Raw genomic sequence first — 14,956 nt, forward strand, 5'->3', positions numbered from 1 at the left:
TGGCCGCCGAGGCGGCCCTCCGTGCCCACCTCGCGGGCGACGCGCGTGACCTCGTCGGCGAAGGAGGACAGCTGGTCGACCATCGTGTTGAGGGTGTCCTTGAGCTGGAGGATCTCGCCCTGCGCGTCGACCGTGATCTTCTTGGACAGGTCGCCGTTGGCCACCGACGTCGCCACCTGGGCGATGTTGCGCACCTGGGCGGTGAGGTTCCCCGCCATGGAGTTGACGTTGTCGGTGAGGTCCTTCCAGACGCCGCTGACGCCGCTGACGCGGGCCTGGCCGCCGAGACGGCCCTCCGTGCCCACCTCACGGGCCACGCGCGTCACCTCGTCCGCGAACGACGAGAGCTGGTCGACCATCGTGTTGACGGTGTCCTTCAGCTCCAGCAGCTCGCCGGTCGCCTCGACCGTGACCTTCCGGGTCAGATCCCCCCGTGCCACCGCCGTCGTCACGAGGGCGATGTCGCGCACCTGCCCGGTCAGCCGGCTCGCCATCGCGTTGACCGCTCCGGTGACGTCACGCCACCGGCCCGACATCTCCCGCGGCGTCGCCTGCCCGCCGAGCCGCCCCTCCGCGCCGACCTCCCGGGCCAGCTGCGTCACCTCGGCGGCGAACTCGTCGAGGTGCTCGACCATGCGGTTCACGCCCGAGCCCATCCGCAGCAGCTCGCCGCGCCAGGGCCGCGTGCCGGTGTCGAGCTCGATGCGCTGGCTCAGGTCGCCGTCGGCCACCGCGTCGACGACGCGGGCCATCGCGGTCGTGGACTGCACGAGCGTGTCGATCAGCGCGTTCGCCGCGGCGTTGCCCGTCGCCCAGGTGCCCTCGCCGCCCGCTCTCAGCCGCTCGTCGATCCGTCCTTCGTGACGCACCTCACGCTGAACCCGTACGAGTTCGCCGGTGAGGTGGGACGCGCGCTCCTGAGCCTCGTTGAAGGCTCCGGCGATCTCGCCCAGGATGCCGTCGCGCGAGGGATCGAGCCGCACGTCGAAATCGCCGTCGCGCAAGGCGCACACGGCGTCGAGCACCGACCGCAGATCGGTCTCCGAGTACTTGGCGCGGGTCGGCGCATGGGACGTGCCTCGAGGCATTGATTTCCTCCTAGCCTTCCACGCGGCGTGGCCGGGGGTCTGTACAGTCCACCCAGTGGATCTGCCACGATGGCAGCGTCCTGCATCCCCGAGACGAATCCAAGTGGCCGTGGAGAGCAACCAAAAGACGTACACGACCTTTCCGCCGGAGGTCGCTTCTGTCGCGGCCGCCCGGCGCTTCGTGGGGGAGACACTTCGGGGCTGGGGCGTCGATGACGTGGACGACGCCATGCTACTAACGAGTGAGCTGGTTACGAACGCCATCGTCCACGCCGGCACCGAGGTCGAGGTGGTCTGCGAGCTCATCGGCGGCCAGGTCAGGGTCGAGGTGCACGACCGGCACCAGACCCGCCGGGTGCCCGTGCCGGGCGATCAGGTCAGTGGCCGCGGCCTGCTCTTCCCCGAGACCCTCGCGACGTCCTGGGGCGTGACGTACGGCCAAGGGGACAAACACGTCTGGTTCACCGTACCCGGCATCGGCGTCCCCGACGAGGCGCCGCCGCGCATGCCTCCCGAGGTGCTCGTCACCGCGCCGCAGTCCGCCCGCCCCACCGTCGACCAGCTCGCCCAGCGCACGGCGCAGGGCGCGCAGGACGCCATGGGCGCCGACTGCGTGTACGTCCTGCTCGCCGACGACGACGCCGAGCTCAGCCTGCGCGCGACGGCCGGCGTACGCCCCGAGGGCGCGGCGCTGGAGATGGGCCTGGAGGGCGCGCCGGTCGGCGGCCGGGGAGTGTACGCCGACCTGGGCGGCAGCCCGTACAACCTCCCGGCCCTGCGGGCCGCCGGGATCCGCTCGCTCGTCACCGCGCCGTTCACGGTCGACGGCCGGGCGATCGGGCTGCTCATCGCGGCCTCCCGCGACGCCGGGCACTTCACCGAGGACGACGTCGAACGCCTCCAGCACCTCGCCGACCGCCAGGCGCCCTCGCTGGAGCGGGCCCGCCTCATGGAGCTCGAACGCGCCCGCCGCGGCTGGCTCGGCTTCCTCGCCGAGGCGAGCAGCATGCTCGCCGGCACGCTCGACCAGCAGATGACCATGGCGCTGGTCGCCCAGCTCATCGTCCCCCGCCTGGCCACCTGGTGCGCGGTGTTCACCGTCCGTGACACCGGCCTGGCGCTGCCCGCGTACGCCTGGCACGCCGACGAGACGATGGTCGCCGACCTGCGCACGCTCCTCGACCTGCTGCCGCCCGCGTCCCCGCCGGCCGAGCCCGGCCCGTGGGAGGGCTTCACCCCGGCACCGTCGGGCGATCTCCCCCCGACCGCGCACCGGGTGACCGGCGACGTCTCTCACGTCTTCCCGCTGGTCGCGCGGGGCCGCACCATCGGCACGCTCGTCGTCGGCGGCCCGAAGGGCGCGCGCTTCACCCGCGACGCGCTCGAGCTCACCGAGGACCTCGCGGGCCGGGCCGCCCTCGCCATCGACAACGCCCGCCTGTACGAGGAGCAGGCCGCCATGAGCCGCACGCTCCAGCGCAGCCTCCTGCCGCCCGACATCCCCACGATCCCCGGCCTGGACGTCGCGGTCGTGTACGAACCGGCCGGCGAGCACAGCGAGGTCGGCGGCGACTTCTACGACGTCTTCAACGTCGGCACACGCTGGCGGTTCGCCATCGGCGACGTCTGCGGCACCGGGCCCGAGGCCGCCGCGGTCACCGGGCTCGCCCGGCAGGGCCTGCGGATCCTCGGCCGGGAGGGCCACTCGATCCCCGAGGTCCTCGAACGCCTCAACGCGCTCATCCTGGAGGAGGGGACCCGCGCCCCGTTCCTCACCCTCCTCCACGGTGAGCTCGAGCCGCTCGGCGACGGCCGGTTCCGTGTGACGTACGCCACGGCGGGTCATCCGCCGCCGCTCTTCCTGAGCCCGGGCGGCATCGTGAAGGGCGAGGACCACTCCGACCTGATGCTCGGCGCGTTCCCCGAGGCGACGTTCGAGGTCAAGACCACGATCCTCAAACCCGGGCACCTGCTGCTCGGCTTCACCGACGGGGTGACCGAGCGGCGCCACGGCGACCGGCTCCTGGGCGACGACGGCGGCCTCGAACGCATCCTCGCGGGCTGCGTGGACCTCAACGCCGGCGCGGTCGCCGCCAAGGTCATGCGCGCCGTCCGCGGCTTCTCCACCGAGCCCTCCCACGACGACACCGCCCTGATCGTCCTCCGCGTCGAGGAGTGACCGGCCCGCCCGATGGGCGCTCGTACGGCTGGGTGGCGTGGACGAGGAACGGGGGCCGTTCTTCCGCCTACACCTCGAACAGGCGCTCCGTGTCGGCGTTCAGCAGGTCGAGGAGGCGGGCGATGAAGTAGACCGTTCCCAGCCCCACGACGCGCTCGCCCAAGGAGGCGAGACGCTCTCGGGTCAGCTCCCCGTCGTCCATGACCGTCCAGTGTGGCGGCAGGGGATGGGTGAAGCGCAGGTGGCGGTACTCCGGCAGCCGGACGTAGGTGACGGGGAGGCCCGCCAGCTCGTCGATGACACCCGCGATGTCCTTGTGGTCGGGCAGGCAGACGAGGACGTGGTCGATGTCGTCCCAGTGCCGACGCGCCTCGGCCAGCGCCGTGGCGGCGCCCGTCCGGTCGATCGCCGAGTCGAGGAGGATCGTCGTGCCGGGCAGCCGGTGCCAGGACAGGCGGCCGGGCAGGCGTACGGAGGACAGCACGCGGTGCAGCCGGCCGGGCGACGGCCGCCGGCGTCCGGCCGCGTCGAGGAGGCGTTCGGCGGCGGCGCGGCCCAGTTCGGCGTTCCGCCGCCCGTGGGCGGCCGGTAGGACGGCCTCCGGGAGATCGCTCGCGCCGATCACCTCGGGCTTCAGCCGGCCGGCGGTGCGGTCGGCGACGGTCGCGGCGATCGCCTCGGTGACGGGCGGGGTCTGGGGGAGGGAGACGACGGCGGAGGTGGTGGCGGCCGTGACGCCGGCCTTGTCCACCGCGATCTCGGCGGGGGAGTCACCGAGAACGCCGAGGTGCTCGGCGAAGACCTCGGTCATCGCGACGACGTCCGGGGGGAACAGGCGGACCTCGTCCGAGACGCCGCCCATGCCCGCCTCGAGGACGATGGCGTCGGCGCCGACGGCTCGCGCGTGCAGGACGCCCGCGATCGTGAACAGGCCGCTCGGCGACAGGTAGCCCTCGCCGCTCCTGCGTTCGGGAAGATACCGGACCGCTTCGCGGATCCGCGCGCCGAGCCGGGTGAGGTCGGCGTCGGAGATCGCGGTTCCGTTCACGCGGATGCGCTCGCGCTCCCGGCGCAGGGCCGGGCTGGTGACCGTCACCACGCGGCATCCGGCGGCGGCGAGAGTCGCCGAGGCGTAGGTGGCGGCCGTCCCCTTGCCCTTCGAGCCGACCACGGTCAGCACCGGAATCCCGGTCGTGCCGGTCTCCAGCGCGTGTGCGAGAAGGCCTGCGCGCTCGACGCTCCGCTCGGCGCCCGGACCGCGCCGGTCCCACTCCGCGAAGAACGCGCCGGTCCCATCGGTCACCATCCGACGATATCGACGACCCGAGTGAGGGGATCATGCCGGTCTGACTCCCGGGCGGCGCGTTAGTAGGCTGCTGGGGTGAGTGCGAGCAGGTATGACGAGGCCGTCAAGGGCATCAGGACCCGGGGGGTCGAATGGGACATCGATCCCACGCTGGACCGGATGCGTGATCTTGCGGACGTTCTCGGATCGCCGCAGCGGGCGTACCCCGTCATCCACATCACCGGGACGAACGGCAAGTCCAGCACGGCCCGGATGATCGAGGCGCTGTTGCGGGAGCGCGGGCTGCGCGTCGGCCTGTACACCAGCCCCGAGTTGCACTCGATGCGCGAGCGGATCGCGATCGACGGGGCGCCGGTGAGCGAGGAGCGGTTCGCCGAGCTGTACGAGGACGTCCTGCCGTTCATCGAGCTGACCGACGCGAAGCACGACGTGAAGGTGTCGTTCTTCGAGACGCTGACCGCGATGGCATTCGCCGCGTTCGCCGACGCGCCCGTCGACGTCGCCGTCGTCGAGGTGGGCATGGGCGGCACCTGGGACGCGACCAACATCGCCGACGGGGCGGTGGCGGTGGTCACACCGATCGGCCTGGACCACACCCGCTGGCTCGGGTCCACGGTGGAGCAGATCGCGGCGGAGAAGGCCGGGATCATCAAGCCCGGCGCGATCGCCGTGCTCGCCCAGCAGCCGGTCGAGGCGGCGGAGGTGCTGATGCGGCGCGCCACCGAGGTCGGGGCGACCGTCGCCCGTGAGGGCCTGGAGTTCGGCGTCCTCGGGCGGGAGCTGGCGGTGGGCGGCCAGCTGGTGCGGCTGCAGGGGCTGCACGGCGTGTACGACGAGGTGTTCCTGCCGTTCTTCGGGGCGCACCAGGCGGGCAACGCGGCGTGCGCGCTGGCGGCGGTCGAGGCGTTCGCGCGCGGCCGCGCCACCGGTGAGTCGGAGACCGACAGCGACCAGCTCGACCCCGAGCTGGTGCGCCAGGCGTTCGTGAACGCGACGTCGCCGGGGCGGCTGGAGGTCGTGCGGACGGGGCCGACCGTGCTGGTCGACGCGGCGCACAACCCGGCCGGCATGGCGGCCAGCGTGGCGGCGCTGACGGAGGAGTTCGGGTTCACCCGGCTGGTCGGCGTGCTCGCGGCGATGGCCGACAAGGACGTGACCGGTCTGCTGGAGGAGCTCGAGCCGGTGCTGGACGAGGTCCTCGTCACGCGTAACTCCTCCGCCCGGTCGATGCCCGCGCGCGAGCTGGCGGACCTGGCGCGGGACGTCTTCGGTGAGGACCGCGTGCACCTGGTGCCCCGGCTGGACGACGCCATCGACCAGGCGATCACGCTGGCCGACGAGTCCGGGGAGTTCGCGGGCGCCGGAGTGCTGATCACGGGGTCGGTCACGACGGCGGGTGACGCGCGGGTGCTGCTGAGGGCGGGCCGGTGATGGCCGGGCGTACGGGCGGCGCGCGGGCCGGGGAGCGGGGGGACCGGCGGTGAGGAGGCTGTGCGCGGTCATGCTCACGCTGCAGGCGGTGGTGACGCTGCTGGCGATCCCCGTGGCGATCTCGGTGGCGCACGCGGACGCCGCCACGGCCGGGATCGCCGGGGGCGTGCTCGCCTTCGCCGGGTTGGTGATCGCCGGGCTGCTGCGGTACCGCTGGGCCTACGTCGCGGGCAGTGTGCTGCAGATTCTGGTCATTGGGACGGGTTTCGTGGTTCCGGTGATGTTCTTCCTCGGTGTCATTTTCGGTGCTCTCTGGGGGGCGTCGATTTGGGTTGGTCGGCGGGTGGAGAGCGCGCAGCCGCGCTAATGTCACGGGTGGCCGTTCCGATCGTCTCGTTTCGCCAATTGTGCCAAATGTCTAAAAGTTGACTTATGGCGTGAATTGAGGGTGCGGGACCGATGATCTCCTGAGGAGATTTCCGGATGTCCACGCCCCCCGGGAAAGACGACGCCGCCGGATTCGCCGTGCTGCTCGTCGTCCTCGCCACGGCGGTCCCCGCCGCGGTCGTCGTGCTGCCCGACACGGCGTCGTACGTCATGCCGCAGGCGGTCCGCGATCTCGGCCTGCCCGACGCCCAGGCGGCGGGGCTGGTCCGCGCCTGCGGCCTGGCGCTGCCCGCCCTGATCCTCACGGCCCCGCTCACGGCCGCGCTGGTCCGCCGCGCGCCCGCCTGGCTGGTGCTGTTCGCGGGGCTCGCGGTCCTGCTCGCGGCCCAGGGGCTCTCGGTGCGCGCCACGTCCGTTCCCGCGGTCGGCGCCGTACGCGTCGCCGAGGGCGCGGCCGGTGGCATCGTCCTGCCCGCGACGCTGGCGCTGGCCCGGGAGCGGGGGCGGCACCGCGCGGCCCCCTCCGTCTGGGCCGGCGTCCTCGTCGCGGCGCTCCTGCTCGCCACGCCCCTCGCGCTGGCCGCGACGGCCGGCTGGGACCCCGACGGGGTCGAGTGGCGGGCGATCCTGTGCCCGTACTGGTGGCTCAGCGCGATCGCGCTGGTGGGCGTGGCGACACTGGGCCTGCTGCGGGCGCGGCCGGCCCGTCGCGCCGGCCCGCCGACCGGGGCCCTGCCGGCCGGGCTTCCGGCGGCCGGGGTCGCTCCGGCCGCGGCGCGGACGGAGCGGTTGCAACTGCTGCTGCCGGTCGTTCCGGTGGGCGGATTCGCCTTCCTGGCGGTGGTCACGACGTACGACTGGTCGCCCGGGGCGCAACTCCTGCTGGCGGCCTGCGGGATCGCCGGGCTGCTGGGGCTGGCCGTGGTCGGATCCCGCGACGCGACCACCGGCAGCCCGCTCGGGTACGCCGTCGTCATGCCGGCCACCGGCCTGCTGACCATGCCGGTGACCGGGCCGCTGGCCGGGCTGGTCGGCGACCGGGCCGTGCCCCTGACGGCGTTCGTGGCGGGCGGGGCGGGCGCGGTGGCCGCCGCGCTCCTGGCCGGTTCGCTAGGCCGTGGAACGGGCCGCCGCGTGATGCTGTGCGGGTACGGCCTGGACGTCGTCGCGATCCTCCTGCTGCTGACCACGGGGGCGGCGGCGAGCCTGTGGACGCTGCTGACCGCCCTGTGCGCCCTCGGCGCGGGAACGGGGCTGGCGGTCGGGGCCGCGCTCCGCCACGCGGACGCGGGTCCGGCCCTGTTCGGCCTGTCGCTGTGCTTCCCGGCGGTCCTCGGCGGGCACCTCGTCGTCGGCCCGCTGCAGATCGCGAAGGTCGGCGCGGTCACCGGCGCGGGCGGCGACCCGGCGGCGGCGCTGTACGCCCTGACCGCGGCGTACCGGCTGTGGCTCGTCGCCGCCGGGGGCATCGCCGTGCTCCTCGCCGCCGTGACCGCCTGGGCGAGCCGGAACCGGACGCGGGCCTCTCCGGCCGGTCCCGCGGACTCGGGCGGAACCGCGCTGCCCGGCGGGTAAGATCGCACCGTTACGCGGCAGCCCGGCCGTGGCGACCTGCGCGGATACGGTTAGAGCCCCGGTCGGCCGGTGACCTCCCGCCGAGGCGGGCGGGCCGTGGCCCGCACCGGTGATCGCAAACCTGTGAACCAAGGAGAATCTTCCGTGTCCGAACGCAGTCTTGTCCTCGTCAAGCCCGATGGCGTGCGCCGCGGCCTCGTCGGGGACGTCATCGCGCGCATCGAGCGCAAGGGCCTGAAGCTCGCCGCACTGGAGCTCCGCACGCTGGAGCGCGAGGTCGCCGAGACGCACTACGAGGAGCACCGCGAGAAGCCGTTCTTCGGCTCGCTGGTCGAGTTCATCACCGGCGGCCCGCTCGTCGCGATGGTGGTCGAGGGGCCGCGCGCGATCGAGGCGTTCCGCGCCCTGGCCGGCGCCACCGACCCGGTCGCCGCCGCGCCCGGAACCATCCGCGGGGACCACGCGTTGGAGATCCAGGAGAACGTCGTGCACGGCTCCGACTCTCCCGCGTCGGCCGAGCGCGAGATCAAGTTGTTCTTCCCCGACCTTTTCTGAAGATTGGTCGCATAACCGCGCGGGCCGGGTACGTACGGCCCGCGCGTTTGTTTTCCCAGGCCCAGCCCATCGGACGGACCTGACCCGGCCCACGACGCGCGGCGCCGGGTCTGCGTCAACCGGGATCTCGCGCGTTACCATGAGAATGCGTTCCGCACGCCCGCCAATCCGGAAGGGCTCCCTTTCTTCATGGGTAACAAGCTGTCGTTCCTGGGCCGTGACATGGCAGTCGATCTGGGTACGGCGAACACCTTGGTCTATGTGCGCGGTCGGGGCATCGTTCTGAACGAGCCGTCGGTCGTGGCCATCAACACGAACACGGGCAAGATCGTGGCGGTGGGCATCGAGGCCAAGCGGATGATCGGCCGTACCCCTGGCAACATCGTCGCGGTCCGCCCGCTCAAGGACGGTGTGATCGCCGACTTCGACGTCACCGAACGCATGCTCCGGTACTTCATCCAGAAGGTCCATAAACGCCGGCACTTCGCCAAGCCGCGGATCGTCGTGGCCGTGCCGAGCGGGATCACGGGTGTCGAGCAGCGCGCCGTGAAGGAGGCCGGTTACCAGGCGGGCGCCCGGCGGGTGTACATCATCGAGGAGCCCATGGCCGCCGCGATCGGCGCCGGCCTGCCGGTCCACGAGCCCACCGGCAACATGGTCGTCGACATCGGCGGCGGCACCACCGAGGTCGCGATCATCTCGCTCGGCGGCATCGTGACGAGCCAGTCGATCCGGGTCGGCGGCGACGAGCTCGACCAGGCGATCATCTCCTACGCGAAGAAGGAGTACTCCCTGATGCTCGGGGAGCGCACCGCGGAGGAGATCAAGATGGCGATCGGCTCGGCCTACCCCTTCGACGACGAGCCGCATGCCGAGATCCGCGGCCGCGACCTCGTCAGCGGCCTGCCGAAGACGATCGTGATCTCCGCCGAGGAGATCCGCCGCGCCATCGAGGAGCCGGTCAACACGGTCGTCGACGCCGTCAAGACGACGCTCGACAAGTGCCCGCCCGAGCTGTCCGGCGACATCATGGACCGCGGCATCGCCCTCACCGGCGGCGGCGCCCTGCTCAAGAACATCGACGAACGGCTCCGGGAAGAGACCGGCATGCCGATCCACATGGTCGACAATCCGCTCGACTCGGTCGTCCTCGGCTCCGGAAAGTGTGTCGAGGACTTCGAGGCGCTGCGCCAGGTCCTCGTGCCCGAACCACGACGTTAGGGAACCTGCCGGTGAACGACACCCGGCGAACCCGAGCCGTCCTCGGGGTCCTGCTGCTGATCTCCCTGGCCATGATCACCGTTGACTACCGTGGAGGCGAGCACTCACCGTTGCGCGGGCTGCGTTCCTTCGGCGAGGCGATCTTCGGGCCGATCGAGGACGCCGCGGCGGCCGTGATCACCCCGGTCGGGCACGCGCTGGACACGATCATCGGCAGTCCGGACGCGCACCGGCGGGTCGACCGGCTCGAACGCGAGAACCAGCGGCTGCGCCAGCAGCTCCGCGCCCAGCAGATCGACAAGAGCCGCGCCGAGCAGCTGCACCGGCTGCTCGGCACCGCCGGGCTCGGCGGCTACCGGATCGTCGCGGCCCAGGTCATCTCGGCCGGGGAGGGCGTCGAGGAGACCGTCACCATCGACGCCGGCAGCGGCGACGGCGTCCGCACCGACATGACGGTGATCACCGGCGACGGCCTCGTCGGGCGCGTCACACAGGTCGGGCCGGCCACGTCGACGGTGCTGCTGGCCACCGACGCGGCCTCCTCGGTCGGCGGGCGGCTGGAGGGCTCGGGGGAGATCGGCGTCGTACGCGGCACCGGCCGGCGCAGCGGCTCACCGCTGACCTTCGAGCTCCTGGACTCCACGGTGGAGATCAAACCCGGCCAGCGCATCGTCTCCTTCGGCTCGCAGGGCAACCGGCCGTACGTCCCGGGCGTCCCGATCGGCACGGTCATCCGCATCGAGCGGACGCCCGGATCGCTGACCCGGACCGCCATCGTCCGCCCGTTCACGCACTTCACCGCCCTGGACGTCGTCGGCGTGGTCGTGGCGCCGCCCAAGAAGAACCCGCGCGACGCCGTGCTGCCGCCGGCCCCGCCCAAGCCGGTGACGCCCACCCCGTCGCCGTCCAACCCGGGCCCGTCGAATCCGGGCCCCTCCACGCCGGGCGCCGCCGCTTCGGCACCGACGCGGCGGGCGCCGGACGAGCCGTCGGCGGCCCCGCGGGCGATGCCGAGCGGGGAGGAGTCCGCGTCCGCCGGGCCGTCCCGGAGACGCAGGTCCGCGACGTCCACCGAGTCGCCGCGGACACGCCGAACGCTGACGTCCACCGAAGCACCACGGCGGCGCGGACCGCGCACGCCTCACTCGCCGGGAGACTGAGCCATGTCACGCAACGTCCTGGCCACGATCGTCGTCGTCGCAGCGCTCCTGCTGCAGCTGACGGTCGCCAACCGGCTGCCGCTGCCCGCCTCGGTCACCCCGAACCTCGTGCTCCTCGCCGTGGTGGCGCTGGCGCTGGTCAACGGATCGATGACCGGCCTGGTCACCGGTTTCTTCGCCGGGCTGGCCGCCGACATCGTGCCGCCAGCCGACCACACCATCGGCCGCTACGCCTTCGTGTACTGCCTGATCGGCTACGTCTGCGGGCTCGCCGCCGACGACCTCGAGCGCTCGCCCGTGCTGCCGTTCGTCGCGGTGGCCGCGGGCGCGCTCGCCGGATCGGTGCTGTACGCCATGGTGGGCATGATGCTCGGCGACCCACGCACCCGCTGGCCGGTGCTGTCCCACCAGCTGCCGGTCCAGGTGCTCTACGACGTGATCGCCAGCCCGTTCGTGGTCTGGGCCGTGCTGCGGCTGACCCGGAGGGCCGAACGCCAGCACGACCCGGGCGGACTCGACGCGGTCCCCGGGTTCTATCGGGCGCGCTAGACGAAGGAGAAGGCTTTGGGACCGCGCTCGCACGTGCGGCTCGTCGTCCTGCACGTGCTCGTCATGTCGCTGTTGCTGTCGCTCGGCGGGCGGCTGTGGTACCTGCAGGTCATGAACGGCGCGCACTACAAGAAGGTCGCCGCCGACAACCGGATCCGCGAGATCGTGGTGCCCGCCGTGCGAGGACAGATCCTCGACGACGTCGGCCGGCCGCTCGTACGGAACCGCACCGCCCTGGTCGTCTCCGTCGACCGGACGGCGCTGATCCGCCAGCGGGACGGCGGCCGGGCGGTGCTGCAGCGCCTGGCGAACCTGCTCGGCACCCGCTACGACGAGCTCGCCCTGAAGGTCCGGCTGTGCGGTCCGGGGATCAAGCGGCCCTGCTGGCCCGGCTCCCCGTACCAGCCGATCCCCATCGACGACCGCGTCGACGCCCGCAAGGCGCTGCAGATCATGGAGCGCCAGGAGGACTTCCCCGGGGTGACCGCCCAGCTCGAACCGGTCCGGGACTACCCGCGCACCGAGGGCGCCACCGCCGCGCAGGCGCTCGGCTACCTGCAGCCGATCACCCAGGACGAACTGAACAGCCGCAAGGGCCTGAAGGTCACCGGGTTCAGCGGCGTCGACCTGATCGGCCGGGACGGGCTGGAGGCGGTCTACGACGGCGACCTGCGCGGCGTCCCGGGCGACCGGCGGGTCCTCGTCGACAACCGGGGACGCGTGACCGGGATCGCCTCCGAGCAGCCTCCGGTCGGCGGCGGCACCCTCGTCACCAGCATCGACGCGAAGGTGCAGGGGATCGTCGAGAAGGCCCTCTCCCAGGCCATGCAGGACGCCCGCCACCGCGGCGACCCCGCCGACTCGGCGGCGAGCGTGGTCCTGGACGTGCGCACCGGGCGGATCATCGCGCTCGCGAGCTTCCCGACCTACGACCCGTCCGTGTGGACCGGCGGCATCTCCCAGGACGAGTACGACGCGCTGCTCAGCAAGCAGCACGGCCAGCCACTGATCTCCCGGGCGACGGACGGCCAGTTCGCCCCCGGATCGACGTTCAAGATCTCGTCGCTGCCGGCGGCCGTCAAGGACGGGTACTCCCTGCACGGCATCTATCCCTGCCCGTCGTCGTACATGGTCGGGGCCCGGGCGTTCAGCAACTTCGAGGGCGAGTCCGGCGGGGACATCGACCTGCACCGTGCGCTGGTCATGTCCTGCGACACGATCTTCTACAAGTTCGCGTACGAGGAGTGGCTCCGCGACGGCGGCATGCACCCGGTGAAGAACCCCAAGGACCCGATGGAGAAGATGGCCCGGGCGTACGGCTTCGGCAGGCGCACCGGCATCGACCTGCCCGGGGAGGCGCCCGGCCGGATCCCGGACCGCGCCTGGAAGCTCTCCTACTGGAACGACACCAAGAAGACCGACTGCAAGCGGGCCAAGACCGGTTACCCGGAGATCGCCAAGACCGACCCGGCCCGCGCGGCGTACCTCAAGGCGATCTCCTCGGAGAACTGCGTCGACGGGTACGTCTTCCGCGCCGGTGACGCCGCCAACTTCTCCGTCGGCCAGGGCGACGTCCTCGTCACGCCACTGCAGCTGGCCCGCGCGTACGCCGCGCTCGCCAACGGCGGCACGCTGTGGAGTCCCCGGGTCGGCAAGGCGGTCATCGCCCCCGACGGGTCCGTGCGGCGCCGCATCGACCCGGTCAAGTCGGGACGCCTTCCGGTGCCGTCGAACGTGCTCACCTACATCCGGAAGGCCCTCACCGACGTGCCCAAGGAGGGCACGGCCGCCGGCGCCTTCGGCGGCTTCCCCTTCGACCGGCTGGCCGTCGCCGGCAAGACCGGCACCGCGGAGGTGTACGGCAAGAAGGACACCTCATGGTTCGCGTCCTTCGCCCCGGCGAACAAGCCGCGCTACGTCGTCGTCGCCATGGTCACCCAGGCGGGTACCGGCGCCACGACGGCGGCGCCCGCCGTCCGGCAGATCTGGGAGGGCATGTACGGCCTCACCGGGAAGCCGCCCGCACTGCCCGACGGGAACGTCCCGGACCGGCTGCCTACCCTCGCGCCCGACGGCACGGTCAACGCCCCTCCGGGATTCGCCGTGACCTCGGATGACCGGCAGCCCGCGCCCGCGAAGGACAAGCAGCCCGTACCCGCGAAGGACGAACAGCCCACTCCCGCGGAGGACAGGCGGCGGGCGCCCGCGAAGGAGGAGCGGTCCGTTCCCGCGAACGACGAGCGGTCCGCGCCCGCCCACCGCCGGAGGCCGCGATGACGGGGTGGCGACATGATCAGTGAGTACGGCGGGGCGCTCGGCCGGCGGCGGTCCCTCCCGGCCCGGCTGCTGGCCTCACCCGCGCGGCGCCTGGACTGGGCGCTCCTCCTCGCCGTGCTCGCGCTGTCGGTCATCGGCGCGGTTCTCGTGTACTCCGCGACCCGCGCCGACGGCTCCGAGGGCTTCTTGAAGAAGCACGTCCTCAACCTGGCGATCGGGCTGATCCTCGGGGGCGTGACGACGGCGCTGGACTACCGGCTCCTGCGCGCGTACGCCCCGATCGTCTACGGCGCCGCCTGCCTCGGCCTCGCCGTCGTACTGACGCCGGTCGGGGCCACCGTCAACGGCTCCCACTCGTGGATCGTGGTCGGCGGCGGGTTCCAGATCCAGCCGTCGGAGTTCGCCAAGGTCGGCATGGTCGTGCTGCTGGCGATGATCCTGGGTGAGCCGCGCGACGGGGAGGTCGGCCCGGGCCGGCGCGACATCCTGCTCGCCCTGGCGCTGGCCGCGCTGCCCGCCGGGCTGGTGATGCTGCAACCGGATCTCGGCACCACCCTGGTGTTCGCCACGGTGATCATCGGTGTGCTGTCGATGTCCGGGGCGCCGAAACTGTGGGTCGGCGGGCTGATCGGAGCCGCGGCGGCGCTCGCGGTGACGGTCTGGTGGACGCACCTGCTCAAGCCGTACCAGGTGCACCGCTTCACCGCCTTCGCCGACCCGTCCGCCGACCCGCAGGGCGCCGGGTACAACGCCCAGCAGGCCCGGATCGCCGTCGGCTCCGGCGGCGTCTTCGGCAACGGGCTGTTCCACGGTGAGCAGACGAACGGCCACTTCGTCCCCGAGCAGCACACCGACTTCATCTTCACGGTGGCGGGGGAGGAGCTCGGGTTCATCGGGGCGGCGCTGATCGTCGCGTTGCTGGGCGTGGTGCTGTGGCGCGGGCTGCGCATCGCCCGCGAGGCCGCCGACCTGTTCGGCGGGCTGGTGGCCACCGGCGTCGTGTGCTGGCTGGCCTTCCAGACCTTCGAGAACATCGGCATGACCGTCGGCATCATGCCGATCACCGGCCTCCCCCTGCCCTTCGTGTCGTACGGCGGCTCCGCGGCCTTCGCCAACTTCATCGCCGTCGGCCTGCTCCAGACCGTCCACCTCCGCCACAACCCGTACGAGTGAGCCGGCCCGCGGATCCCGTCCGGGGCGTGCGTGCGGAGTGATCATCGTGCTACGG

The 14,956-nt window shown here is 72.5% G+C and carries 12 protein-coding genes; 10 read left to right on the forward strand and 2 right to left on the reverse strand.

What is annotated here, in order from left to right; all coding sequences use genetic code 11:
• Nucleotides 1–1,088: HAMP domain-containing protein (locus NE235_RS31860; RefSeq protein WP_252809562.1), on the reverse strand; the 1,088-nt coding region annotated here is incomplete at its 3' end.
• Between the two features lie 109 nt (nucleotides 1,089–1,197).
• Here NE235_RS31860 and NE235_RS31865 point away from each other — a divergent pair.
• The gene (locus NE235_RS31865) at nucleotides 1,198–3,267 is read left to right on the forward strand and encodes a SpoIIE family protein phosphatase (protein WP_252809563.1); all 2,070 of its coding nucleotides are present in this window, start codon (nucleotides 1,198–1,200) and stop codon (nucleotides 3,265–3,267) included.
• 67 nt (nucleotides 3,268–3,334) lie between these two features.
• Here the strand turns inward: NE235_RS31865 and NE235_RS31870 are convergent, their stop codons facing one another.
• Nucleotides 3,335–4,570 (reverse strand): hypothetical protein, encoded by a 1,236-nt coding sequence (locus tag NE235_RS31870; RefSeq protein ID WP_252809566.1) that lies wholly within the window; start codon nucleotides 4,568–4,570, stop codon nucleotides 3,335–3,337.
• A gap of 78 nt (nucleotides 4,571–4,648) precedes the next feature.
• On the opposite strand from NE235_RS31870, the gene NE235_RS31875 reads away from it, so the two are divergent.
• The 9 genes from NE235_RS31875 (at nucleotide 4,649) to rodA (ending at nucleotide 14,901) form a co-directional block, all read left to right on the forward strand.
• Nucleotides 4,649–6,004 carry a bifunctional folylpolyglutamate synthase/dihydrofolate synthase gene (locus NE235_RS31875; protein ID WP_406567656.1) on the forward strand — a complete coding sequence of 452 codons (1,356 nt, stop codon included), beginning with the start codon at nucleotides 4,649–4,651 and terminating at the stop codon, nucleotides 6,002–6,004.
• A 49-nt stretch (nucleotides 6,005–6,053) separates the two neighbouring features.
• Nucleotides 6,054–6,371 (forward strand): DUF4233 domain-containing protein, encoded by a 318-nt coding sequence (locus NE235_RS31880; RefSeq protein WP_308206183.1) that lies wholly within the window; start codon nucleotides 6,054–6,056, stop codon nucleotides 6,369–6,371.
• 116 nt (nucleotides 6,372–6,487) lie between these two features.
• Nucleotides 6,488–7,966 (forward strand): hypothetical protein, encoded by a 1,479-nt coding sequence (locus tag NE235_RS31885; RefSeq protein ID WP_252809570.1) that lies wholly within the window; start codon nucleotides 6,488–6,490, stop codon nucleotides 7,964–7,966.
• 144 nt (nucleotides 7,967–8,110) lie between these two features.
• A complete protein-coding gene (gene ndk, locus NE235_RS31890) occupies nucleotides 8,111–8,521 on the forward strand; it encodes a nucleoside-diphosphate kinase (RefSeq protein WP_252809572.1) in 411 nt (136 codons plus the stop codon).
• 189 nt (nucleotides 8,522–8,710) lie between these two features.
• Complete coding sequence (locus NE235_RS31895) at nucleotides 8,711–9,742, forward strand: rod shape-determining protein (protein ID WP_252809573.1); 1,032 nt, start codon at nucleotides 8,711–8,713, stop codon at nucleotides 9,740–9,742.
• Between the two features lie 11 nt (nucleotides 9,743–9,753).
• A complete protein-coding gene (locus tag NE235_RS31900; protein ID WP_252809575.1) occupies nucleotides 9,754–10,902 on the forward strand; it encodes a rod shape-determining protein MreC in 1,149 nt (382 codons plus the stop codon).
• 3 nt (nucleotides 10,903–10,905) lie between these two features.
• On the forward strand, nucleotides 10,906–11,451 hold the full coding sequence (gene mreD, locus NE235_RS31905) for a rod shape-determining protein MreD (RefSeq protein ID WP_252809578.1): 546 nt from the start codon (nucleotides 10,906–10,908) through the stop codon (nucleotides 11,449–11,451).
• Nucleotides 11,452–11,466: 15 nt separating this feature from the next.
• On the forward strand, nucleotides 11,467–13,728 hold the full coding sequence (gene mrdA / locus NE235_RS31910; protein ID WP_252809580.1) for a penicillin-binding protein 2: 2,262 nt from the start codon (nucleotides 11,467–11,469) through the stop codon (nucleotides 13,726–13,728).
• 12 nt (nucleotides 13,729–13,740) lie between these two features.
• Complete coding sequence (rodA, locus tag NE235_RS31915; RefSeq protein WP_252809582.1) at nucleotides 13,741–14,901, forward strand: rod shape-determining protein RodA; 1,161 nt, start codon at nucleotides 13,741–13,743, stop codon at nucleotides 14,899–14,901.
• Nucleotides 14,902–14,956: the final 55 nt, after the last annotated feature.

Origin of the sequence: Actinoallomurus spadix (assembly GCF_024055725.1) — a bacterium.
In the GTDB taxonomy this organism is placed as follows: Bacteria; Actinomycetota; Actinomycetes; order Streptosporangiales; family Streptosporangiaceae; genus Actinoallomurus; species Actinoallomurus spadix.

Bases quoted from the DNA above. Each gene is read 5' to 3' on its own strand.
- mreD (WP_252809578.1), top strand. From the start codon at position 10,906: ATGTCACGCAACGTCCTGGCCACGATCGTCGTCGTCGCAGCGCTCCTG.
- rodA (WP_252809582.1), top strand. From the start codon at position 13,741: ATGATCAGTGAGTACGGCGGGGCGCTCGGCCGGCGGCGGTCCCTCCCG.
- NE235_RS31895 (WP_252809573.1), top strand. From the start codon at position 8,711: ATGGGTAACAAGCTGTCGTTCCTGGGCCGTGACATGGCAGTCGATCTG.
- NE235_RS31885 (WP_252809570.1), top strand. From the start codon at position 6,488: ATGTCCACGCCCCCCGGGAAAGACGACGCCGCCGGATTCGCCGTGCTG.